Source organism: Burkholderia sp. MR1-5-21 (assembly GCF_053427715.1).
In genome coordinates, this window is the sequence record NZ_JBSAXD010000004.1 from 161,311 (window position 1) to 183,175 (window position 21,865).

Consider the following 21,865-nt stretch of genomic DNA (forward strand, 5'->3'; position numbering starts at 1 on the left):
AATGCATCGATCGCGCCGAATGCAGAACGCTCGGCGGATCCGCGTCACACCTCGGCCGACTGCCGCTCGTCCGGCGCACTCGTCCCGCGTGCGCGCTCGAGAATCGCGAGCACTTCACGCGCGGTGTTTTCCGAATGGGCGCGCAGGATCTGCGGCAGCTCCGCATGCGCGGGATCGGCGAGCGCCTGCATGATCGCGTCGTGCTCGCCGAGTGATTCGGCCCAGCGCAGCGTGTCCGTATTCGCCGCGCCGCGTGCGCGATGGACCTTCGACATCAGCGACGCATAGATGCCCGACAGCACCGGATTGCCGGCGGCATCGACGATCATCTGATGAATCTGCTGGTTCAGCCGGAAATACTCGACGCGCTTGCCGGCCTCGTGGCATTCGATCATCCGCCGATGCTTCGCCTGCAGCGCCGCGACCGCCGCCGCGCCGATCCGCTGCTGCAGCAGTTCGCCCGCCATCGCCTCGAGGCCGTGCAGCAGCTCGAAGGTCGCGGCGAGATCGTCGAGATCGATCGGCGCAACGCGATAGCCGATGTACTGGCGGTGCGTGACCGCGCCTTCGGCGACGAGCACCTTCAGCGCTTCGCGCAGCGGCGTCTTCGACACGTCGAACGCGAGGCTCAATTCCTTTTCGTCGATCCGCGCGCCGGGCGGCAGCTCGCCCTCGTCGATCATCACGCGCAGGCGCGCGGCGATCTCCGCGGCCATGCCGCGAGTGCGCAGGAGGAGGGGGTTCCGGGGAGGCTGGCTCATGATGGGTGCAAGCTTATCACGATACTGGGGCTTACCCTGCACGGCAGGCTTGAAAATACAAATTCAATAAAACCAAGCGTTTACACCATGTGTAATTATAAATTTCTAATCCTATACTTGGCTCAACGTTGCGCGACGTCCTGACCATCCTCGTTCATCAGTGGAGTCCGTCCATGTCTTCAACCTCCGGTGTTGCCGCCCAGGCGGTCGGCAAATCCGCCGTCCGCTGGAAGATATTCGTCGTCATGCTGAGCCTCATCGCGATCAACTATGTCGATCGCGCGTCGTTGTCGGTTGCGATGCCGTTCATTTCGAAAGAATTCGACATCGGTCCGGCGATGGAGGGTCTGATCCTCAGTTCGTTCTTCTGGACCTATGCGGTGATGCAGATCCCCGGCGGGATGCTGGCCGACCGCTTCAAGCCGCGCATCGTGATCGCGACGGCGACCGTGTTCTGGGGCTTCTTCCAGGCGCTCGCCGCGCTGTGCACGAGCGCGCCCGGCCTGTTGCTCACGCGGCTCGGCCTCGGCGCGTCGGAAGCGCCGATCTATCCGGCCGGCGGCAAGCTCAACGCAATCTGGATGACGCAGACCGAACGCGGCCGCGGCGCGACGCTGCTCGACGGCGGCGCGCCGCTCGGCGCCGCGCTGGGCGCGGTGCTGATCGCCGGCCTGATCGCGCTGCTCGGCTCGTGGCGGCTCGCGTTCGCGGTGGCCGGCATCGGCACCGTGCTGGCGGGCGTGCTCGCGTGGTCCTACATCCGCAACACGCCGCGCGAGCATCCGGGCGTCAACGACCAGGAAGCCGAATACATCGAGGCATCGCATGCACGCGATCTCGCGGCCGAGCCGCCGGGCGCATCCGGCCGCTCGAGCGATTTCTTCAAGTACCGCTCGGTGTGGTGCATGTTCTTCGGCTGGATGTGCTTCAACAGCGTGTTCTACGGCCTGCTCACATGGATGCCGAACTACCTGCACAAGGTGCACGGCTTCGACATCAAGGCGATGGGCGGCTCTAGCTTCATCATTTTCTTCAGCGGCTTCGTCGGCGAACTGCTCGGCGGCTGGATCGCCGACAAGTGGAAGGCCGCGGGCGGCCGCCCGAACGTCGTGATGCGCACGCTGTTCGGCATTGCCGCGGTGATCGCCACCGTGTCGATCTTCTCGGTCGCGTACGTGAAGGATGCGGCCGTCGTCGTCGCGCTGCTGTCGTCGACGCTGTTCTTCCTGCGCTGGTGCGGCCTGTACTGGTGCATCCCGTCGTCGCTCGGCACCCGCGACAAGATTGGCTTCCTCGGCGGCTTCATGAACCTCGGCGGCAACATCGGCGGCATCACGGTGCCGATCATCGTCGGCGCGATCGTGCAGTTCACCGGCTCCTATTTCCTCGCGCTGATGTTCTTCGCGGCCGCCGGCGTCGGCCTGCTGCTGTGCTCGAGCGCGATCGACTACGAAAACAAGCTTCCCGTCTGACGTCTGAACGCCCCCCTTTACCGTAAGTGAGACTACCCATGAAAAAGCGCACCCTTCTCGGCATGCTGACCCCGTCCTCCAACACGTCGCTCGAACCGCTGACGAGCGCGATGGTCGCCGGCCTGCCGGGCGTGTCCGCGCATTTCGCGCGCTTCCCGGTCACCGAGATCTCGCTGTCCGACCAGGCGCTCGGCCAGTTCGACGACGACAAGATCATCGAGGCCGCGAAGCTGCTCGCCGACGCGAAGGTCGACGTGATCGCGTGGAACGGCACGTCGTCCGGCTGGCTCGGCTTCGAGGCCGACGAGCGGCTGTGCCGCCGGATCACCGAGGCGACGGGCATCCCGGCGACGACGTCGGTGCTCGCGCTGAACGAGATCCTGAAGAAGACGGGCGCGCACGAGTTCGGCCTCGTCACGCCGTATCTCGACGACGTGCAGACGAAGATCGTCGACAACTATCGCCGCTCGGGCCTGAACTGCATCGCCGAGCGCCACCTGAACCTGAAGGTCAATTTCTCGTTCTCCGAAGTCACGGGCGACCAGATTGGCGGGATGGTGCGCGAAGTCGCGAAGGCCGGCCCGCGCGCGATCTCGATCTTCTGCACGAACCTGAACGCCGCGCATCTCGTGCCGGCGCTCGAGGAGCAAACGGGCATTCCGATCTACGACACGATCTCGACCGTCGTGTGGAAGTCGCTGCAGCTTGCCGACTACGACACGCGGCAGGTGAAGGGCTGGGGGCGTCTCTTCAGCGAAGTGGCCTGAGGCGTGCGCCATGTCGAACGACCTCGATTTCGTGATCCGTCACGCGGACGTGGTGACGGCGGCGGACCGGTTCTCGTGCGACATCGGCATCCGCGCGGGGCGCGTGGCCGTGCTCGGGCATGGGCTGCCGCGCGCGCCGCGCGAGCTCGACGCGACCGGGATGCTCGTGATGCCGGGCGGCGTCGACGCGCACTGCCACCTCGACCAGCCGATGCCCGACGGGCTGCGGATGGCCGACGACTTCCTGTCCGGCACGCGCTCGGCGATCTGCGGCGGCACGACGACCGTGATCCCGTTCGCCGCGCAGGCGAAGGGGCAGTCGCTGCAGGCGGCCGTCGACGACTACCACCGGCGCGCCGAAGGGCGCGCGGTGGTCGACTACGGGTTCCACCTGATCGTCGCCGATCCGACGCCGCACGTGCTTGCCGAAGAGCTGCCGCGGCTGATCGCGAATGGCTACACGTCGTTCAAGGTCTACATGACCTACGACGACCTGAAGCTGAACGATCGCCAGATGCTCGACGTGCTGAGCGTCGCGCGCGCGCACGGCGCGCTCGTGATGGTGCATGCAGAGAATTCGGACTGCATCGGCTGGCTGACCGAGCGGCTGCTCGGGGACGGCCACGTCGCGCCGCATTTCCATGCGCACGCGCGGCCGGCGGTGGTCGAGCGCGAAGCGACGCATCGCGCGATCGCGTTCGCGGAACTCGTCGACGTGCCGATCCTGATCGTGCACGTGTCGGGCGCGGAGGCGATCGAGCAGATTCGCTGGGGGCAGTCGCGCGGGCTGCCGATCCTCGCGGAGACGTGCCCGCAGTACCTGTACCTGACCGCCGCGGATCTCGGCCACGGCGACTACGAAGGCGCGAAGTGCGTATGCAGCCCGCCGCCGCGCGATCCGGCGAACCAGCAGGCCGTGTGGAAGGCGCTGAAGCAGCGCGTGTTCTCGGTGTTCTCGTCCGATCACGCGCCGTTCAATTACGACGATCCGTGCGGCAAGCATCCGGGCGGGCACCGGGCAACGTTCGATCACATCCCGAACGGGATCCCGGGGCTCGAAACACGCCTGCCGCTACTGTTCAACGGCGTGCGCGAAGGGCGGCTGTCGCTGCATCAGTTCGTCGAACTGACGTCGCTGCGGCCCGCGAAGCTGTATGGCCTGTATCCGCGAAAGGGGACGATCGCGGTCGGCGCCGATGCGGACATCGTCGTCTGGGATCCGGACAAGCGCGTGCGGATCGCGAATGCGTCGCTGCATCACGCGGTCGACTACACGCCTTATGAGGGGATCGAGGTGACGGGGTGGCCGCGGCATTGCCTGTCGCGCGGCGAGCTGCTCGTCGAGGACGGGCGGCTGCTCGCGACCGAACCGGGGCGCGGGCAATTCCTGCCGGCGGGCAAGCCGTGCCTGGATTGATGCGCGTCGCCGCGCCGGGGCGTCACCCGGACCATCAGGAGCAAGGATGAGCGTTTCTCACGTTGTGTGGCGGATCGCGGCGGCGGCTGCCGTTGTCGCGGGTTCCGCCGGTTCTGCCGGCGCGGCGCACGCGGCAGGCGCCGCGTCGCAAGACCTGCCGACGGTCGTGCCCGAATCGGCCGGCGTCGATTCAGCGCCGCTCGTGCGGATGTCGGAATGGATCCGCGAGCAGAAGCTCGACGTGTACAGCCTGCTCGTCGTGAAGGACGGCAAGCTGATCTTCGAGCGTTACGGCGCGAATGCGTCGCGCGACGCGACCTACGAACTGTACTCGGTGACGAAGGCCGTGACGTCGCTCGTCGCGGGCATCCTGGTCGATCGTGGCGCCGCGCATCTCGACGATCCGGTCGCGGCCACGCTCGCCGCGTGGCGTCCGGATCTTCGCGCCGAGCTCGCGGACAAGCGCGGGATCGAGCTGAAGCACGTGCTGTCGATGTCGAGCGGGTTGCATTACGACTTCCGGCCGAAGGACGATCCGATCTATTACACGGCGCCGGACCGCCTGAAGCTGGCCGCGTCGGCCACCCCGAAGGACGCGCCAGGCACCGTGTTCGAGTACACGGACGTCAACCCGATCCTCGCGTCGGCGATGCTGAGCGCTGCCGCGGGCGAGCCTGTCGAGCGGTATGCGCAGACGCATCTGTTCGAACCGCTGGACATGAAGCGCGCGGCGTGGGAGCGCGCGGACCGTGCGGGGCTTGTCTCGGCCGGCTGGGGCCTGCGGCTGCGCGCGATCGACATGGCGAAGATCGGCATGCTCGTGCTGGACCACGGCCGCTGGCAGGGGCGCCAGGTCGTGCCTCAACGGTGGATCGAGCAGATGACGACGCCTGGCGTGTCGCCGTACTTCGGGTACTACTGGTGGGTGAACAACATCGTGCAGGACGAGCCGGAGTACGACGCGATGGGCTTCAAGGGGCAGTTCATCACGGTGCTGCCGAAGCGGAATACGGTGATCGTGATGACGAGCGTGTTGCCCGTCGACGGCGGCCTGCGCGACGCGGAGAACGTGAAGCTGTTCCGGCGGATGGTGAACGGCTACATCGTTCCGGCGCTCGATAACGCCGCGCGAGTTCAACCATCCGGCGAACGACGCGCGGACTTGCAGCGCGAACTGGCGTTGAGCGCGCGGACCGAAGGCGTTCCGGGCACGCAGGTCGACCCGACGGACGTTCCGAAATGAGCGGCGAGGCGGCGACAAAGCCGTGACAAAGCGGCGCGGGCTTTCGTGTTCGCCCGGCGCCGCTTCGTCGTTGCTTCGTCGTTGCTTCGTCGTTGCGTCGGCGGCGTTCGATCCGCCCGACGCTCTCGTTGGGCCCTTACTGCATCAACATCAGGCCAGCTCCCCGAGACACGCATCGAACTGCGCGACCAGCCGGTCGACGTCGGCGTCGGTCGTGTCCGGGCACACGAGCATCATGTTGTGGAACGGCGTGATCAGCACGCCGCGGTTCAGCAGGTACAGGTGCACGATATGCTCCAGCTCGCTGTCGAGCTGCTGGCCGGCGATCGTGCCGTTGCGCGGTGGCGTCGGCGCGAACTGGAACTCGGTGCGCGCGCCGATGCGCGTCACGCACCACGGCAACCCGTGTTTCGCGATCGCCTGTTCGAGGCCTGACGCGAGCCGCGCGGCCAGCGCGAACATGTGCGCATACGCGGCGTCGGTCATCACGTCGGCGAGCGTCGCGCGCATCGCATGCATCGCGAGCATGTTCGCGGTGAGCGTCGTGCCGATGCCCGAGTGTCCGGGCGGCGCGTTCAGCTTTGCCTGCTTCGCGCGTTCCGCGAACTCCGCACTGAAACCGTAGACCGCGCACGGCACGCCGCCGGCGATCGGCTTGCCGACCACCAGCACGTCGGGCTCGAGCCCATGCGCGACCGCATAGCCACCCGGGCCGCTGCTGATCGTGTGGGTCTCGTCGATCACGAGCAGCGTGCCGTAGCGGCGCGTCAGCGCGCGCGCTTCGTGCCAGAAATCCGGATCGGGCAGCACCATCCCGATGTTCGTCATCGCGGGTTCCGCCAGCACGCACGCGACGTCGCCGTCCTTCAGCGCCGCTTCGAGTGCCGCGAGATCGTTGAATTCGACGACGCGCGTGTTCGCGAGCAGGTCATACGCCTGCCCGAGCAGGCTGTCGCGCTGCACGGGGCGACCGTCGACGAGATCGACGAACACGTCGTCGACGGTGCCGTGATAGCAGCCGTTGAACACGACGATCGTGTTGCGGCCGGTGGCGGCGCGCGCCCAGCGCAGCACGAAGCGGTTCGCGTCGCTCGCGCTCAGCGCGAATTGCCAGTAGGGGAGCTTGAAGCGGCGCGCGAGTTCGCGCGACACCCACGTCGCATCCTCGCTCGGCAGCATCGTCGTGTAGCCGCGTGTCGCCTGTTCCATGAGCGCGCGGGCGACGGGTTCGGGCGCATGGCCGAACATCGCGCCTGTGTCGCCGAGACAGAAATCGACGTAGCGATGGCCATCGACGTCGGTGAAGGTCGCGCCGCGCGCTTCCTTCACGTACAGCGAGAACGGAGTCGACCAGTCCTGCATCCAGTGCAACGGGACGCCGAAGAGCAGATGCTCGGCCGCTTCCGCGGACAGTGCGCGGGATTTCGGCATCGCTTCGGTGAACGCGTGGCGCTCGCGGTCGAACAGCGCGCGGGCGCGGATGAGGTCGACTCCGTGGCGGGAAGACAAATGGGACTCCTGGGCTGTGAAGGTGACGGAAACGATAGCGCGAAGCGACTGCGCGTGAACAGGGGAGGAATTACCGAATCGGGTGGTGTCAGCCGGTGCGAATCGCGGCAGCGCATTGTCGGATCGCGGCGGGATTTCCTGCCGATGGGGCCGTCGGTCCCCATCTTTTGGATAAATCGCACCTGGTTTGTGTTGTCGTCAAAGTTTTTGCGCATAAACATCCGACAACTGATGTTAAGAATGACGGCCACTGTGTGAGTGTGCACTCACATGTTCCAGGAAAATCCAGAAAAAACAGGGTAAACGACAAATTCATGATCGGCGTCAACAGCGTCTAGACTGCACGATGTAGTACGACGACATATGAATAAAGATCCGCCACCCGGCGTATCGATCGCCCAATACACTGGAGGAGTGCCCGTGGCCGCAACCAGCCGTCGTTCGTCTTCGTCTGCTCGCTTTCCGTCTTCGAAGCGCGTTTCGCGCCGCGCATTCATCGGCTGGACCGGCGCACTCGTCGGCGGCGCCATGCTCGGCGGACCGCTCGCGGCCACCCGGGCCTTTGCCGGAGGCAACATGTCGAATGCGTCGGCGGTCGATCTGATCTGGGGCGAGCATGGCGCGGCGGCGCGCATCGCCGCGTCGCTCGCGCACGTGTCGCTGCTCGCGTTCCGCGGACGCGACTTCAGCGTGACGAACTACGGCGCGCGTGCCTGCGCGACGGTCCCGCAAACCTCGCCGTACACGAACACCGCGAAATCGCCGGTGAGCCCCGGCTCGGCGCTGACACCCGCGCCCGGCGCGTTCGATTCGCGCCCGGCGTTTCTCGCGGCGATCGACGCGTGCCGCCGCGAAGGCGGCGGGCGCGTGGTCGTGCCGGCGGGCACCTGGTATTGCGCGGGGCCGATCGTGCTGCAGAGCAACGTGAACTTCCACCTGAGCGCGAACTGCACGATCTACTTCAGCCCGAATCCGGCCGACTACGCGAAGGACGGCCCCGTCGACTGCGGCGCGAACGGCCGCCTGTACTACAGCCGCTGGCAGGCGAACGATTGCCTGAACTACGGCGCGCCCGTCTATGCGCGCAACGCGGTGAACATCGCGCTGACCGGCGAGGGCCCGACGTCGGTGCTGAACGGCCAGGCGATGACGCCGTTCTCCGGCAGCGGCGACAGCAGCGTCTGCTGGTGGACCTACAAGGGATCGTCGGGCGCGTATGGCGCGAGCGCGTCGGTGCCGAGCCAGGCATTTCCGAACCCGAACAACGTCGACTTGCGGATCGTCGCACCGGCGATCTCCGACGCGCTCTACGCGCTGCTGACGTCACCCGTCACGCCTTGGCAGCAGGACCAGAACTACCTGCCCGCGCTGTCCGAGGCCGGCGTGCCGGTCGACAGGCGCATCTTTGGTCTCGGCCACTACCTGCGGCCGTGCATGGTCGAATTCATCGGCTGCACGAACGTGCTGATGGAAAACTACCAGACGCAGAACACGCCGTTCTGGCAGCACCATCCGACCGCGTGCCGCAACGTCGTGATCCGCGGCGTGACGACGAACAGCATCGGCCCGAACAACGACGGCTTCGATCCGGACGCATGCGTCGACGTGCTGTGCGAGGACTGCACGTTCAACACCGGCGACGACTGCATCGCGATCAAGTCGGGCAAGGACCGCGACACCGAGTACGGCCCGGCCAGGCGTCACCTGATCCGCAACTGCACGATGAACAGCGGGCATGGCGGCATCACGCTCGGCAGCGAGATGGGCGGCGGCGTCGAGCAGATCTACGCGACGAACTTGCAGATGCTGAATGCGAACTGGCAGACCAACCCGCTCAACATCGCGATCCGCGTGAAGACGAACATGAACCGCGGCGGCTACGTGAAGGACTTCCACGTGAAGGGCGTGACGCTGCCGAACGGCGTGAACCTGAAGGGCGGCGGCTACGGCAGCGCGCTGCTCGCGGGCAGCCCGATCAACGCGAGCGTGCCGCTCGGCGTCGTGACGGCGTCGGCCGGCAATCCGTCCGCCGCGCAAGGCGGCATCGTCACGTTCGACTGCGACTATCAGCCGGCGAACGACGCGGTGCGCACGCGCCCGCCCGTCGTGCAGAACGTGACGATCTCTGACCTGAAGGCGAGCAACGTGACGCTGAACGGCGTGACCGCGTCGTGCTTCCAGGCGATCGTCGCGCAGGGGCCGGTCGCGTTCGACTACAACGGCACGCCGCCGACGCCGGCGGTCCAGCCGATCTCGGGCGTGACGATCAGCCACTGCGACTTCGGCACGCCAGTGGCGTCAGGTACGCCGACAGTGACGTCGCCGGGGCCGATCTATGCGTTCAACGTGAGCGGGATGACGTTGTCGAACGTCGTGGTCGCCGGGCAGGCGATCAACACGACGATCGCGGATCGGCGGTGATCACGCCAGCGTCTTGACCATGTAGTGTTCATCGTAGAACCGCCCATCGACGAACAACGAGCGCGGCTCCGTCCCGAACCGGACGAACCCTTGCGACGCATACAGCCGTTCCGCCGTGCCGTTGACCTCGTTCACGCACAGCATCAGCTGGCGGCATTGCCACACGTCTGCCGCATGTGCGGTCGCGCTGTCGAGCAACGACTGCGCGATGCCGCGCCCGCGATACGCAGGGTCGACGAACACACCCCAGATCGTCGCCTTATGCGCGATCTTCGTCCGCGCATCGCGACGCACGCCGGTGATGCCGACGAGCGTGTCGCCGTCGAAGGCGCCGAACACGGCCTGTGCGTGCGTGGGGCGCAGGCGTGCGGCCCATTCTTCGATCGGCAGGCTGGCTTCTTCGTCGCGTGTCGGCAGGAACGAGGTCGGCGACGTGTCGACCGCAAGCAGGCGCAGGGGCTGGTACAGCGCCGCGTCGGCGGCGTCGAGGAGGCGGATCGTGATCATCGGGTGTCTTGTCGTTGGTTTGGCGGGATGTCGGAATGTGCCGCGCGTGCTGCGCGGTACGGCATGTCGATGCTAATCGGAATCGGCCGCGCCTGCTGCCGCGTTTGAACCGCTGCGGCGCGACGCCGCCGCACGTCGCCGCCGCGCGCGTCAGATCGCGTCGCGCGGCCGCCGGACGTCGCCGTCGACGCAGCACGCGAGCACTTCCGCGTCGGTATCCCCGAGGCTCAGGTACACGTGCCCGACCGAGCTGTCGAAATACAGGCTGTCGCCGGTCGTGAGCCGGAACGCATGGCCGTTCTCGAAGCGCAGCTCCAGCTCGCCGCTCAACACGAACACGAACTCCTCGCCGCTGTGCCGGATGTAGTCGGCGAAGTCGGACAGCTTGCGCGCATGGATGCGTCCGCGCACGGGCACCATCCGCTTGCCGGTCAGGTCGTTCGCGAGCATCCCGTACGCATAGTTCGGCGTGTCGTAGACCATCTGCTGGCCCGCCGGCGTGAACGACGGCGTCATCGCGCCGGCGGGCGCCGGGCGGCCGAACATCGTGTCGAAGTCGAGCGCGAGCGCGTGCGTGAGGGCCGCGAACTTGTCGTAGGTGAGTGCGATGTCGCCGCGCTCGGCCTTCGAGATCGTCGACACCGCGATGCCGGAGCGCTCGGAAAGCTGCGCGAGCGTCAGGCCGCGCGATTTGCGCGCGTCGCGCAGCCGCGCGCCGACCGTCTGGTGGTCGAGCTGCGGCGGCGCGGCGTCGGTGGGCGGTGCAACGGGGGCGGTGGATTTGGGCATGCGAAAACTCGGCGCGATGCGCGCGCGACGTGAATACGGGTTTTGTCGTATACGATAATCGATATTCTCGTATATGATAATTTTCGTCGAAGTCGCCAACGGTGGGGCGTCATGGCAACTCTAGCATCGGGCGGCACGAAACCCGCAGGAAGCCGGCCGCACGACGCCCTTTCCCGGTCATCCCACCCGTCCATCGAAGGTGCAATCCATGTCCAATGAAATCCAGCGTCTGCAGACTGGCACGCGCATGAGCCAGGTCGTGATCGCGAACGGCTTCGTCCATCTGGCTGGGCAGGTGCCCGACACCGCCGGCGCGCCGATCGCGGTGCAGGCGACCGAAATCCTCACGCGCATCGACGCGCTGCTCGCGTCCGCCGGCGTCGACAAGACGCGCGTCCTGACGGCCAACGTGTGGCTCAGCGACGCCGCGCATTTCGACGCGTTCAACGCGGCGTGGGACGCATGGGTGCCGGCCGGCCATGCGCCGACCCGTGCATGCGTGCAGGCGCTGCTGATGAAGCCCGGTCTCGACGTGGAGATCGCGGTGACCGCGCTCGCCTGACACCGGCGCCACGCGCCTCGAGGAGTCCCTGATGAAGTTCGATACGCTCGTCCTGGGCGGCGGCATGATCGGCGTGTCCGTGGCCGTCCACCTGCAACAGCGCGGCCTGTCGGTCGCGCTCGTCGACCGCAAGGCGCCCGGCAACGAAACCTCGTTCGGCAATGCCGGACTGATCCAGCGCGAAGGCGTCTATCCGTACGCGTTTCCGCGCGGCTTCGGCGCGCTGCTCAAGTACGCGTGCAACCGGTCTCCTGACGTCCGCTATCACGTCGCGGCGCTGCCGAAGCTCACGCCGTTCCTGTATCGCTACTGGCGCTACTCGCATCCGGCGCGCCACGCCGAGATCGCGCGCGCGTATGCGCCGCTCATCGAGCATTGCGTGACCGAGCACCGCGCGCTGATCGACGCAGCGGGCGCCCGCGCGCTGCTGCGCGAAGGCGGCTGGCTGAAGGTGTTCCGCAGCGCCGCGACGCGCGACGCCGAAACCCGCAACGCCGAGCGCTGGCGCGCCGAATACGGCGTGACGTTCGACACGCTCGACGCGGCCGCGCTGCGCGACGCGGAGCCGTTCCTGAGTCGCGCGCTGATCGGCGCGCTGCGCTACACGGGCTCCGATTCGATCAGTGATCCGAACGGGCTCGTGACCGCGTATGCACGCCATTTCGAGCGGCTCGGCGGCCGCATCGTGACGGGCGACGCGCTGACGCTCGCGGCCGGAAACGGCTGGCGCGTCGGCACCGCGCACGGCCCGCTCGACGCACACGCGGCGGTCGTCGCGCTCGGGCCCTGGTCGGACCTGCTGTGCGAGCGGCTCGGCTACCGGCTGCCGCTCGCGGTCAAGCGCGGCTATCACATGCACTACGCGGCGCAGCCGGGCGCGCGGCTGAACCAGCCGGTGCTCGACGCCGACAGCGGCTTCCTGATCACGCCGATGACGCGCGGCATCCGCCTGACGACGGGCGTCGAGCTCGGCGACCGCGACACGCCGCCGACGCCGACCCAGCTCGCGGCCGTCGAGCCGGTGGCGCGCGCGCTGTTTCCGCTCGGCGCGCGCGTCGACGGCGCGCCGTGGCTCGGCCGCCGGCCGTGCACGCCGGACATGCTGCCCGTCATCGGCGCGGCGCCGCGTCACACGGATCTGTGGTTCGCGTTCGGGCATGCGCATCACGGCTTCACGCTCGGGCCCGTGACGGGCCGGCTGATCGCCGACCTGATGATGGGCACGACGCCGTTCGTCGACCCGGCGCCGTTCCGGGTCGAGCGTTTTTTGCACGGCCGCTGAACCTGGCTCGCGTCCGCGTCGGTCACGACGCTGAGCGCGGGCGTCACGTCGTGGATCTGCCTTGTGTTCGTCGCGTTCGTGTTCGTGATGCTGGGCGTCGACCCGTCGACCCGTCGACGCGCGGCTCGCTGGTGGTCGGTGCCGCGCAGATCGTCGTGATGTCGGTGATCTACCGGCGCTCGCGCGGCCTGCGGGCGGCGGCGCAGTCGACGCGGCTCGCGTTCGAGGCCGAGCGCGTGTGATGGAGGAGGGGAAGGGCGGGTGTGGGGAAACGGGGTAACCGGGCGGCCCGGCGTCGCCCGTCGCACCCAACCCGCATCATGCGTCGCAGTACCGCTGTGCAGGCGCTGCGCGCGACGTCGCGCCGATCAACGGCGCGACATCAACGAATGGAAATCAATACCGCGACAACTGGCTCCCGTTGATCTGCACGCGATCGCCGGGCCGCAGGTCGCCTGGCGCCGGCACGTTGAACGTGCGCATCGAGCCGTCGCTGACCTGCACGTCGATCCGGTAGCTGCTCGGCGGTTGCGACGCGCCCATCTGCTGGCCGATCTGGTTGCCCGCGACCGCGCCGCCGAGCGCGCCGATCACGGTGGCCGCGTCGCGGCCGTGACCGCGGCCGACCTGGTTGCCGAGCACGCCGCCGATCAGCGCGCCGACGACGGTGCCTGCGACACCCGACGGGCCGACGGAGGCGTTGACCGGCTGGATGTTCGTGATCGTGCCGTATTGCGCGCCGTACGGGCTCGCGTACTGTCCGCCGTACTGTTGCTGGTCGCCGTACTGCGACTCATACGGCGACGGCGCCTGGTTCGGATACGCGGGCTGTTGATACGCAGGCTGCTGCACGTAGCCCGGTTGCGCGGGCTGTGAATAGGCGGGCGTCGCGTACTGCTGCTGCGGATAGCCCTGTGCGCCGTATGGGGCATAGCCCGGCGCGACGCAGGCGGTCAGCGGGAGTGCCGCCACGGCGACGAGCGAGGCGAACAGGACGGTCTTCGTGGAGGGCATGCGCTTCATGGTGTTTCCTGCGTCGGCAACGTGTTCGCCGGGGGATCGAGAGACGGGTGGCGAACTCGGCGTGAGTATAAGGAATGGCCGAACGCGCGTCCGGAGCGGCCCGGTAACAACGTGTAAAGTCTGTTGCCGCGTAAATCGGTGGCTGCACGGCCGGCGGGACAGGGGAGGCGGGGTCTTCGGGCGACGGCAATCGAGCGATGGCAACCGGGCGAAACCGACCGCAGGCCCGACGCCGGCGCTTCGGCATCCAGGCATCCCGGCATCGCCACGCCACGTGATAGTCGCGGCATACGACTGCCGGCTCCGCGTGTCCCCGCGCAGGCGGCCCGGATGCCGGCGCTTCGGCATCCCGGCATCGCCACGCCACGTAATAGTTGCGGCATACGACGGCCCGGCTCCACGTGTCGCCCGCGCATCGCGAAATCGAATGCGCGTCATCGCGACATTTAATTGGTGTCGCCCGCCGGGGTTCGATATCGTGACCGCATTCCCCACTTACGGTCGCGCTGCGCCGCCTGCGCTTTTCCCCTGTCCGCATTGGCGTGGCGCTGCGACCGCCTCACCACGCCAGTGACATGACCGATCGCCTCTTCATCAACGCCGTCGCACCGAACGGCCAACCCGTCAACCTCGCCGTCAGCGACGGACGCTTCGTCGCGATCGGCGCCGACTGCGCGCCCGCGCCCGGCGTCGAGACGATCGACCTCGACGGACGGGTCGTGCTGCCCGGCTTCGTCGATGGCCACATCCATCTCGACAAGAGCTTCGTCGGCGATCGCTGGGTGCCGCACCAACCCGTCGCAACGTTGCGCGATCGCCTCGCGGTCGAGAAGCGGCTGCTTGCGGCCGCGCCGCCTATCATCGAGCGCGCGAACGCGCTGATCGCGCAGGCGGCGGCGTTCGGCACCGTCGCGATGCGCAGCCACGTCGACGTCGACGCGACGACCGGCCTCGCGAACCTGCACGCGGTGATGGCCGCGCGCGAGCAATGGCGCGGGATCGTCGACATCGAGCTGGTTGCGTTCCCGCAGGCGGGCGTCGTGTCGTGCCCGGGCACCGCCGAGATCCTCGATGCGGCCGTGCGCGAAGGCGCGGACGTGGTCGGCGGGATCGACCCGACCACGCTCGACGACGACGCGGACGGGCAGCTCGACATCCTGTTCGGCATCGCCGAGAAGCGCGGCGCGAAGCTCGACATCCACCTGCACGAGCCGGCGCAGACCGGCATCGCGCAATTGCTGCGGATCGCCGCCCGCACGCGCGCGGCGGGGCTCGGCGGGCGCGTCTCGGTGAGCCATGCGTATGCGCTCGGCGAAGTACCGTCCGACGACGTCGAACGCACGGCGGCAGTGCTCGCCGAAGCAGGCGTCGCGATCCTGACGAACGCGCCGGGCGACTGCGCGTTTCCGCCGGTGCGGCAGCTGCGCGCTGCGGGCGTGCATGTGTTCGCCGGCAACGACAACATCCGCGACGCGTGGTGGCCGTACGGCAATGGCGACATGCTGCAGCGCGCGATGCTGGTCGGCTATCGCTCGGGCTTCTATACCGACGATGAACTCGCGATCGCGCTCGACATGGCGACGCATGCCGGTGCGCGCGTGATTGGAAAGGACAACTACGGGATCGCGGTCGGCTGCGATGCGACGTTCGTCGCGGTGCGCGCGCCGAATGCGGCGGCGGCGGTCGCGGGCGTGCCGGCGGAACGCTGGGTCGTGCGGCGCGGAGAAAGCGCCGCAGGCGCGCCGCTCGCGCCGGCGCTGGATTTTGCGCGATGATGCAGCGGGGCCGGCTGCAGCCTTTGGTTGGCCCTGTCGTTCAGACCCATCGTTCAGACAAATGGATACGCGCATGACCAGCCTGCTGATCCGCAATCTCCGCACGGGCGCCGGCGACGCGCTCGACATCCTGATCGACGGCGAGCGCATCGCGCGCGTCGGTCCCGCGCTCGACGACACCGTCGCGCCGGCCGGCTGCGCGGTCGAGGATGGCGCGGGCGCACTCGTGCTGCCCGGTCTCGTCGAAGGTCACACGCACCTCGACAAGACGCACTGGGGAATGCCGTGGTACCGCAACGAAGTCGGCCCGCGCCTCGTCGACCGCATCGAGAACGAGCGGCTATGGCGCGCGACGAGCGGCCATGACGCGGGCACGCAGTCGCTTGCGCTCGCGCGCGCGTTCCTCGCGGCCGGCACGACGCGGCTGCGCACGCACGTCGACATCGATACCGATGCGGGGCTGCGCCATCTGCACGGCGTGCTCGCGACGCGCGAGACGCTGCGCGGGCAGATGGAGATCCAGATCGTCGCGTTTCCGCAATCGGGCGTGCTCAAGCGGCCCGGCACCGACGCGTTGCTCGCCGACGCGCTGCGCGCGGGGGCCGACCTGCTCGGCGGGCTCGACCCGTGCGCGATCGAAGGCGATCCGGCCGAGGCGGTCGACGTGCTGTTCGGACTCGCGGACCGCTTCGGGCGCGGGCTCGACATCCATCTGCACGAACCGTCGACGATGGGCGCGTTCTCGCTGGACCTGATCCTGCAACGCACAGCCGCGCTCGGGATGCAGGGGAAAGTGACGATCAGCCACGGTTTCTGCCTCGGCGACATCGACGAGCGTGCGCGTGACCCGCTGCTCGCGCGGATGGCCGAACTCGATGTCGCGCTCGTCACGACCGCGCCGGCGTCGGTCGCGGTGCCGCCGCTCGCCGCATGCCGCGCGGCGGGCGTGACGGTTGTCGGCGGCAACGACGGAATCCGCGACACGTGGACGCCGTACGGTTCGCCCGACATGCTCGAGCGCGCGATGCTGATCGGCATGCGCAACGACTTCCGCCGTGACGCCGCGCTCGAACTCGCGCTCGACTGCGTGACGTACAGCGGTGCGCGCGGCTGCGGGTTCGCGGATTACGGGCTGCAGCCGGGCAGCCGCGCGGATCTCGTGCTCGTCGATGCGCTGACGCCCGCCGAGGCGGTCGTCGCGCGACCGGTGCGCAAGCTCGTGGTGTCGTCGGGGAAGATCGTCGCGCGCGACGGCGTGCTGGTCTGAGCGCGGCCGCCACGCAACCTCACCGACGCTCGTGCTCCAGCATCGCGGCGAGCGCCTTCGTCAGGCCCTTGACCATCGGGTCGGCGGTCGGCCGGTGCAGGATCGCGATGTCCATGTTCTCGATCGGCGCGAACCCCTGCCTCGCGGTCAGCACGACGTGCTCGGCCGTGACCACGCGCGCGGGCAGCACGCTGATGCCGAGCCCGTCGGCGACCGCGGCCTGGATGCCGCTCAGGCTCGACGTCGTGAAGCTGATCCGCCAGCGGCGGCCGCGCTCCTCGATCGCCTTGATCATGTCGTCGCGATACAGCCCGCGCGGCGGAAACGTGACGATCGGCACCGGGTCGAGATCGATCGACGGATGCTTCGCGCTGTCGATCCACTTCAGCTTCTCCGGCCAGCGCACGACCGCTTCGCGGCTGTCGCGCCGCTGCTTGATCAGCACGAGATCGAGATCGCCGTGGTCGTACGCGGCGCTGATGTCACGGCTCAGCCCGCACGTCACCTCGAGCTTCACCTGCGGATGCTCGCGCTTGAACGCCGCGAGCGCATGCGTGGTGCGGCCCGCCGCGAAATCGTCGGGCACGCCGAGGCGGATCGTTACCGCGACGGTCGCGCCCGACAGCGCCTCGAGCATCTCGTCGTTGAGCGCGAGCATCCGCCGCGCATAGCTGAGCACCGTCACGCCCGCGTCGGTCGGCCGCACGTCGCGCGTGCCGCGATCGAGCAGCCGGTGGCCCGCGATTTCCTCAAGACGGCGCACTTTCTGGCTGACGGTCGATTGCGTCGAATGCAGCCGCGCGGACGCCGTGGTGAAACTGCCGCAATCGGCGACCATCACGATCGCCCGCAGCAGGTCGAGGTCGAACAGGGGTCTATTCATTTTTTCACTTCTGCGGAATCGAGCATTTCATTTCCCAATACTTGCGACGGTTTTTAACATGCGCTGACGTGATGGGCAATTGTCGTTTCGCCGGGGAGGATGCTGCGTGAGGATGTGAATCTCGCGGATACGAACGGCCAGACGCTGCTGCAGGATGTGCGGCGAGGTTTTGGGGCAATTGCTGTCTAGGCTACCCGTCGAGGTCAGAGCCATGCCGCGGTGCAGACTGCCTCTGGTTGGGCCTGTATGGACATCCATTCGCAATGAATATCGGGAGAAACGCGCGCTGTGGTGTGTACGCGTCGCGCGGGGTAAACACCGAGAATTTGTCGGATTTTCCGCAGATTTCGCACGAGGTGGCGGATTGATGGTTACTCTCCTGCCGCTTACCCGCGCGAATATCACCGCCCGGATCACCCCCGCTTCCCCACCCCTTGCGCTCAAAAATCGAGCGGTCTAGACTGCATCCCGGCTTCATCGGAAAACAAGCTGTTCGCGTGCCGCGCGGGCCCTCCGTCGCGGCGCTCCCCACCGGACGCCAGGGCGGCCGCCCGCCGCGTCGAGACCCTGAAGGACATGCCATGAACCGGACTGCAAAGCTTCTCGTCACCGCGCTGGCGCTCGCGCCGCTCGTCGCCTTCGCCCAGGACACGACGACGATCCGCTGGGGCATCGACCCCACGTACCCGCCGTTCGAGGCGAAGCAGCCGGACGGCTCGCTCGCCGGCTTCGACATCGACCTGCGCAATGCGATCTGCGAGCAGCTTCGTGCGAAATGCGTGTGGGTCGAGCAGGGCTTCGACGGGATGATTCCGGCGCTGCGCGCGCGCAAGTTCGACGTGATCATGTCCGCGATGACGGCAACCGACGAGCGGCTCACGCAGATCGACTTCTCGAACAAGCTGTACGCGTCGCCGGGCGCGCTCGTCGCGCCGGCCGGCTCGACGCTGCTGCCGACCGCCGTATCGCTCGCAGGCAAGCGCATCGGCATCGACCAGGGCACGACGCAGGAGGCGTACGCGAAGGCCGAATGGGCGCCGAAGGGCGTGACGATCGTGTCGTACCAGAACCAGGACCAGGTGTACCAGGATCTTGTCAACGGCCGCCTCGACGCGACGTTCCAGGACAAGACGCAGGCCGGCTATTCGTTCCTCAAGACGCCGCACGGCAAGGGCTTCGCGTTCGCGGGCCCCGACGTGACGGACGTGCGCATCACCGGCTACGGTGTCGCGATGGGACTCCGCAAGGGCGACGCCGACATGAAGAGCCGCCTGAACGCGGCGATTGCCGCGATCCGCGCGAACGGCACGTACCAGAAGATCGCCGCGAAGTATTTCGATTTCGACATCTACGGCGCGAAGCCGTGATGACGTGATCCCACGATTCAACTCACCGACAGGCAAGCCATGACCATGAGTATCCGAGACCGTGTCGCGAAGGCCGTCACGCCCGAGCTGATCGACGCGTTTCGCGCGGAAGGCGCGGTATGCGTCAAGGGAATCTTCTCGCCGGACGAGATCGCGACGCTGAAGGCCGGCATCGACACGAACCTCGCGCATCCGAGCGAACGTTCGAAGGTCGCGAGCCGGCCCGACGATCCGGGCTGGTTCTTCGAGGATTTCTGCAACTGGCAGCACAACGGCGCGTACCGCGACTTCATCGTGCGTTCGCCCGCGCCGTCCGTCGCGGCCGCGCTGATGGGCGTCGACACGGTGCGGCTCCATCACGACCACCTGCTCGTCAAGGAGCCCGGCACGCGGCAGCGCACGCCGTGGCACCAGGACCAGCCGTACTACAACATCGAAGGTGTCGACAACGTCAGCATGTGGATCCCGGTCGATCCGGTGCCGCTCGAATCGACGCTCGAATTCATCGCCGGCTCGCATCGCGGTCCGTGGCTGATGCCGCGCACGTTCATGGACAAGGAAGCGAAGTGGTTTCCGGAAGGCAGCCTCGCGGACCTGCCGGACATCGAAGCGGACCGCGCCGCGTTTCCGATCCGGCACTGGGCGCTGGAGCCGGGCGACATGGTGTGCTTCCAGATGCTGACGCTGCATGCGTCGGGCGGTACGCAGAACCGCCGGCGCGCGTTCTCGATCCGCTTCGTCGGCGACGATATCCGCCATGCGCCGCGGCGCTGGAAGACGTCACCGGATTTCCCCGGCCTTGCCGACGAACTGCCGGATGGCGCGCCGCTCGCGCATCCGCTGTTCCCGGTCGTGTGGTCGAAGGACGCGGGGCAGGTGGCGGCGATCTGACCGAACGGTACGCCGCGTGTGCGTCGCGGCGCCTGTTCCGGTGTGGAGCAGGCGCCGTTGTCATTGGTATGAGCGGATCGGTCTGAACGGATTCGCAGGCGCGCGGAAGTCGGTCACGCCTGCCGGTGTCCGGCTCCCGGCTTGAACCGCGAACCGAGCCGGTAGCGGTTGCCGGGATGCAGGAAGTGCACGAACGTGACGGGCAGGCCGTTCGTCCAGGTGCGGCGCGTGAGCGTCAGGCACGGCTCGTCGGCGCGCATGTCGAGCAGCCTCGCCTGCTCGCTCGACGGCAGCGATGCGTCGACGACGTGCTCGATTTCCAGTTCGTAGTGCGACACATTGTTGTACAGGTATTCCGATGGTGGCTCGGTCTGGAAGTCCTGGTCGATGAAGCCGGGCGCCGCCTCGGGATTCACGTAGCGATCCTCGAGCTGGATCGGCCGGCCGTTCTCCTCATGCACGCAGATCACGTGAAAGACCGGCGTGTTGACCGGCAGGCCGAACGCGGCCGCGACGTCGAACGATGCCGGCTCGCGCGACCGGCTGAGCACGCGGCAGCGGTATTCGTGGCCGCGCGCGCGAATCTCGTCGCGGATGTGCGCAATCATCAGCAGGTTCGATTGCGGCTTGTCCTCGGCGACGAACGTGCCGACGCCCGCGATGCGCTTCAGCGCGCCTTCGTCGGTCAGTTCGCGCAGCGCGCGGTTCACCGTCATGCGCGCGACGCCGAACTGCGCGGCGAGATCGAGCTCGGACGGAATGCGGTCCCCGGGGTGCCAGTCGCCGGATTCGATGTTCTGGCGAACGCGCGTCTTGATCTGCTGGAACGGCGCGGTGGTCTTCTTGACCATCGGGGGATCCTTCGGGGAATGTGATCCGGGGATTCTATCCCGGTTCAACCCGCCGGCAATTCCCGCACGTCCGCCGTCGGCACGGTTCCGAACGCGTCGGAGAGCGCGTAGTCGATCAGTTGCCGCGCGGCAGCCTCTGGCGTCGCGAGCGCGCCGCTCGATTTCAGCTGGTCGAACTTCTCGCGCAGCGGGAAATTGTCGGTGCTGGTCGATCGGATCGTCGCCTGCATGCCCGTATCCACGACGCCCGGCGCGACGCTGCAGATGCGCAGCCCGCGCGTCGCGTCCAGCGTGACCGCGCGCGCGTGATGGTCGAGCGCGGCCTTGGTCGCGCAGTAGATGCTCCAGCCCGCGTACGCATTGCGCGCCGCGCCGCTCGATACGTGCAGAATGCGCTGGTCGGTGGCATCGGACGCGGCCTTCGCGAGCGCGGCCGACAGCATCAGCGGCGTCGTGACGTTCAGGCTGACCGCGCGCGCGATCGCCGTCGGGTCCTGCACGTCGAGCGGGCCGATCGGCTCGACGGTGCCGGCGTTGTTGAACAGCAGCACGGTCGACGCGCCGTCGACGAAACTGCGCAGCGCGTCGCTGGCCAGCCACGCTTCGACGCGCGCGGGGTCCGACAGGTCGAGTTCGACTTCGGCGAAGCGATCGCCGGCCTGTGCGCCGAGCGACGGATGACGACTGCGTGACAGGCCGAGCACGGCAACGCCTCGCTGCAGCAGCAGCTCGGCGAGCGCGGCGCCGAGGCCGCGTGTGTGGCCGGTGACGATCGCGCGGACGTTCGAGGTAGAGGGGGGCGTATTGACCATGCCGACGGGAAGACGGAGAAGAGTTGAACGGCGATGTGCGCGTGCTTGTGGCCCGGCGCGCGGTGCGGCGACCCTGGCGGTCATCACCCCCGGTGCGCCCGGTGGCGCGGGGGGGGCGGGGAGGATCGATCGCGGCCGCCAGCCTTGCCGGGAACCGTTGCCGGGACGCGCCGCGAAAGCATGAATGAAGCGGTATCGTAGCGCCGGCGTTCGCGTCGCGCAAACGCCGGTGCAGCGCACGACCGTGCGTCGACGTGTCCCGATCT

At 67.9% G+C, this 21,865-nt stretch carries 19 protein-coding genes; 11 read left to right on the top strand and 8 right to left on the bottom strand.

Annotation, left to right across the window (positions count from 1 at the left end):
- Positions 1-44: 44 nt before the first annotated feature.
- Positions 45-716, bottom strand: a complete 672-nt coding sequence (locus ACV229_RS07330) for a GntR family transcriptional regulator (protein WP_448082451.1) — start codon at positions 714-716, stop codon at positions 45-47.
- A gap of 218 nt (positions 717-934) precedes the next feature.
- Between ACV229_RS07330 and ACV229_RS07335 the strand changes: the two genes are divergently transcribed.
- The 4 genes from ACV229_RS07335 to ACV229_RS07350 are packed head-to-tail and all read left to right on the top strand — an operon-like array spanning position 935 to position 5,660.
- On the top strand, positions 935-2,233 hold the full coding sequence (locus ACV229_RS07335; RefSeq protein ID WP_448082452.1) for an MFS transporter: 1,299 nt from the start codon (positions 935-937) through the stop codon (positions 2,231-2,233).
- Between the two features lie 38 nt (positions 2,234-2,271).
- Positions 2,272-3,000: a maleate cis-trans isomerase family protein gene (locus tag ACV229_RS07340; protein ID WP_448082453.1), complete on the top strand. Its 729-nt coding sequence runs from the start codon at positions 2,272-2,274 to the stop codon at positions 2,998-3,000.
- 10 nt (positions 3,001-3,010) lie between these two features.
- Positions 3,011-4,417, top strand: a complete 1,407-nt coding sequence (hydA, locus tag ACV229_RS07345) for a dihydropyrimidinase (protein ID WP_448082454.1) — start codon at positions 3,011-3,013, stop codon at positions 4,415-4,417.
- A gap of 46 nt (positions 4,418-4,463) precedes the next feature.
- Complete coding sequence (locus ACV229_RS07350) at positions 4,464-5,660, top strand: serine hydrolase domain-containing protein (protein WP_448082455.1); 1,197 nt, start codon at positions 4,464-4,466, stop codon at positions 5,658-5,660.
- Positions 5,661-5,810: 150 nt separating this feature from the next.
- Here the strand turns inward: ACV229_RS07350 and ACV229_RS07355 are convergent, their stop codons facing one another.
- Positions 5,811-7,169, bottom strand: a complete 1,359-nt coding sequence (locus tag ACV229_RS07355) for an aspartate aminotransferase family protein (protein WP_448082456.1) — start codon at positions 7,167-7,169, stop codon at positions 5,811-5,813.
- A 420-nt stretch (positions 7,170-7,589) separates the two neighbouring features.
- Between ACV229_RS07355 and ACV229_RS07360 the strand changes: the two genes are divergently transcribed.
- Entirely contained in the window at positions 7,590-9,590 is a 2,001-nt protein-coding gene (locus ACV229_RS07360) for a glycoside hydrolase family 28 protein (RefSeq protein ID WP_448082457.1), read from the top strand.
- Here the strand turns inward: ACV229_RS07360 and ACV229_RS07365 are convergent, their stop codons facing one another.
- Positions 9,591-10,097: an N-acetyltransferase family protein gene (locus ACV229_RS07365; RefSeq protein WP_448082458.1), complete on the bottom strand. Its 507-nt coding sequence runs from the start codon at positions 10,095-10,097 to the stop codon at positions 9,591-9,593.
- A 150-nt stretch (positions 10,098-10,247) separates the two neighbouring features.
- Positions 10,248-10,886, bottom strand: a complete 639-nt coding sequence (locus tag ACV229_RS07370) for a helix-turn-helix domain-containing protein (protein ID WP_448082459.1) — start codon at positions 10,884-10,886, stop codon at positions 10,248-10,250.
- Positions 10,887-11,094: 208 nt separating this feature from the next.
- On the opposite strand from ACV229_RS07370, the gene ACV229_RS07375 reads away from it, so the two are divergent.
- Positions 11,095-11,448, top strand: coding sequence for a RidA family protein (locus ACV229_RS07375; RefSeq protein WP_448082460.1), 354 nt, complete (start codon positions 11,095-11,097; stop codon positions 11,446-11,448).
- Positions 11,449-11,479: 31 nt separating this feature from the next.
- Positions 11,480-12,730, top strand: coding sequence for an NAD(P)/FAD-dependent oxidoreductase (locus tag ACV229_RS07380; RefSeq protein WP_448082461.1), 1,251 nt, complete (start codon positions 11,480-11,482; stop codon positions 12,728-12,730).
- 396 nt (positions 12,731-13,126) lie between these two features.
- Here the strand turns inward: ACV229_RS07380 and ACV229_RS07385 are convergent, their stop codons facing one another.
- Positions 13,127-13,753, bottom strand: coding sequence for a glycine zipper 2TM domain-containing protein (locus tag ACV229_RS07385; protein WP_448082462.1), 627 nt, complete (start codon positions 13,751-13,753; stop codon positions 13,127-13,129).
- Between the two features lie 575 nt (positions 13,754-14,328).
- Here ACV229_RS07385 and ACV229_RS07390 point away from each other — a divergent pair.
- The gene (locus tag ACV229_RS07390; protein WP_448082463.1) at positions 14,329-15,528 is read left to right on the top strand and encodes an amidohydrolase family protein; all 1,200 of its coding nucleotides are present in this window, start codon (positions 14,329-14,331) and stop codon (positions 15,526-15,528) included.
- A 73-nt stretch (positions 15,529-15,601) separates the two neighbouring features.
- Positions 15,602-16,795, top strand: coding sequence for an amidohydrolase family protein (locus ACV229_RS07395; protein WP_448082464.1), 1,194 nt, complete (start codon positions 15,602-15,604; stop codon positions 16,793-16,795).
- A gap of 19 nt (positions 16,796-16,814) precedes the next feature.
- On the opposite strand, the gene ACV229_RS07400 is transcribed toward ACV229_RS07395, so the two are convergent.
- A complete protein-coding gene (locus ACV229_RS07400; protein ID WP_448082465.1) occupies positions 16,815-17,678 on the bottom strand; it encodes a LysR family transcriptional regulator in 864 nt (287 codons plus the stop codon).
- A 581-nt stretch (positions 17,679-18,259) separates the two neighbouring features.
- Here ACV229_RS07400 and ACV229_RS07405 point away from each other — a divergent pair.
- Positions 18,260-19,045: an ABC transporter substrate-binding protein gene (locus ACV229_RS07405; protein WP_448082466.1), complete on the top strand. Its 786-nt coding sequence runs from the start codon at positions 18,260-18,262 to the stop codon at positions 19,043-19,045.
- A gap of 39 nt (positions 19,046-19,084) precedes the next feature.
- A complete protein-coding gene (locus ACV229_RS07410) occupies positions 19,085-19,936 on the top strand; it encodes a phytanoyl-CoA dioxygenase family protein (RefSeq protein ID WP_448082467.1) in 852 nt (283 codons plus the stop codon).
- A 113-nt stretch (positions 19,937-20,049) separates the two neighbouring features.
- Here the strand turns inward: ACV229_RS07410 and hutC are convergent, their stop codons facing one another.
- Both hutC and ACV229_RS07420 read right to left on the bottom strand, forming a co-directional pair.
- Positions 20,050-20,787 carry a histidine utilization repressor gene (gene hutC / locus ACV229_RS07415; protein ID WP_448082468.1) on the bottom strand — a complete coding sequence of 246 codons (738 nt, stop codon included), beginning with the start codon at positions 20,785-20,787 and terminating at the stop codon, positions 20,050-20,052.
- Between the two features lie 44 nt (positions 20,788-20,831).
- Positions 20,832-21,599 carry an SDR family oxidoreductase gene (locus ACV229_RS07420; protein WP_448082469.1) on the bottom strand — a complete coding sequence of 256 codons (768 nt, stop codon included), beginning with the start codon at positions 21,597-21,599 and terminating at the stop codon, positions 20,832-20,834.
- Positions 21,600-21,865: the final 266 nt, after the last annotated feature.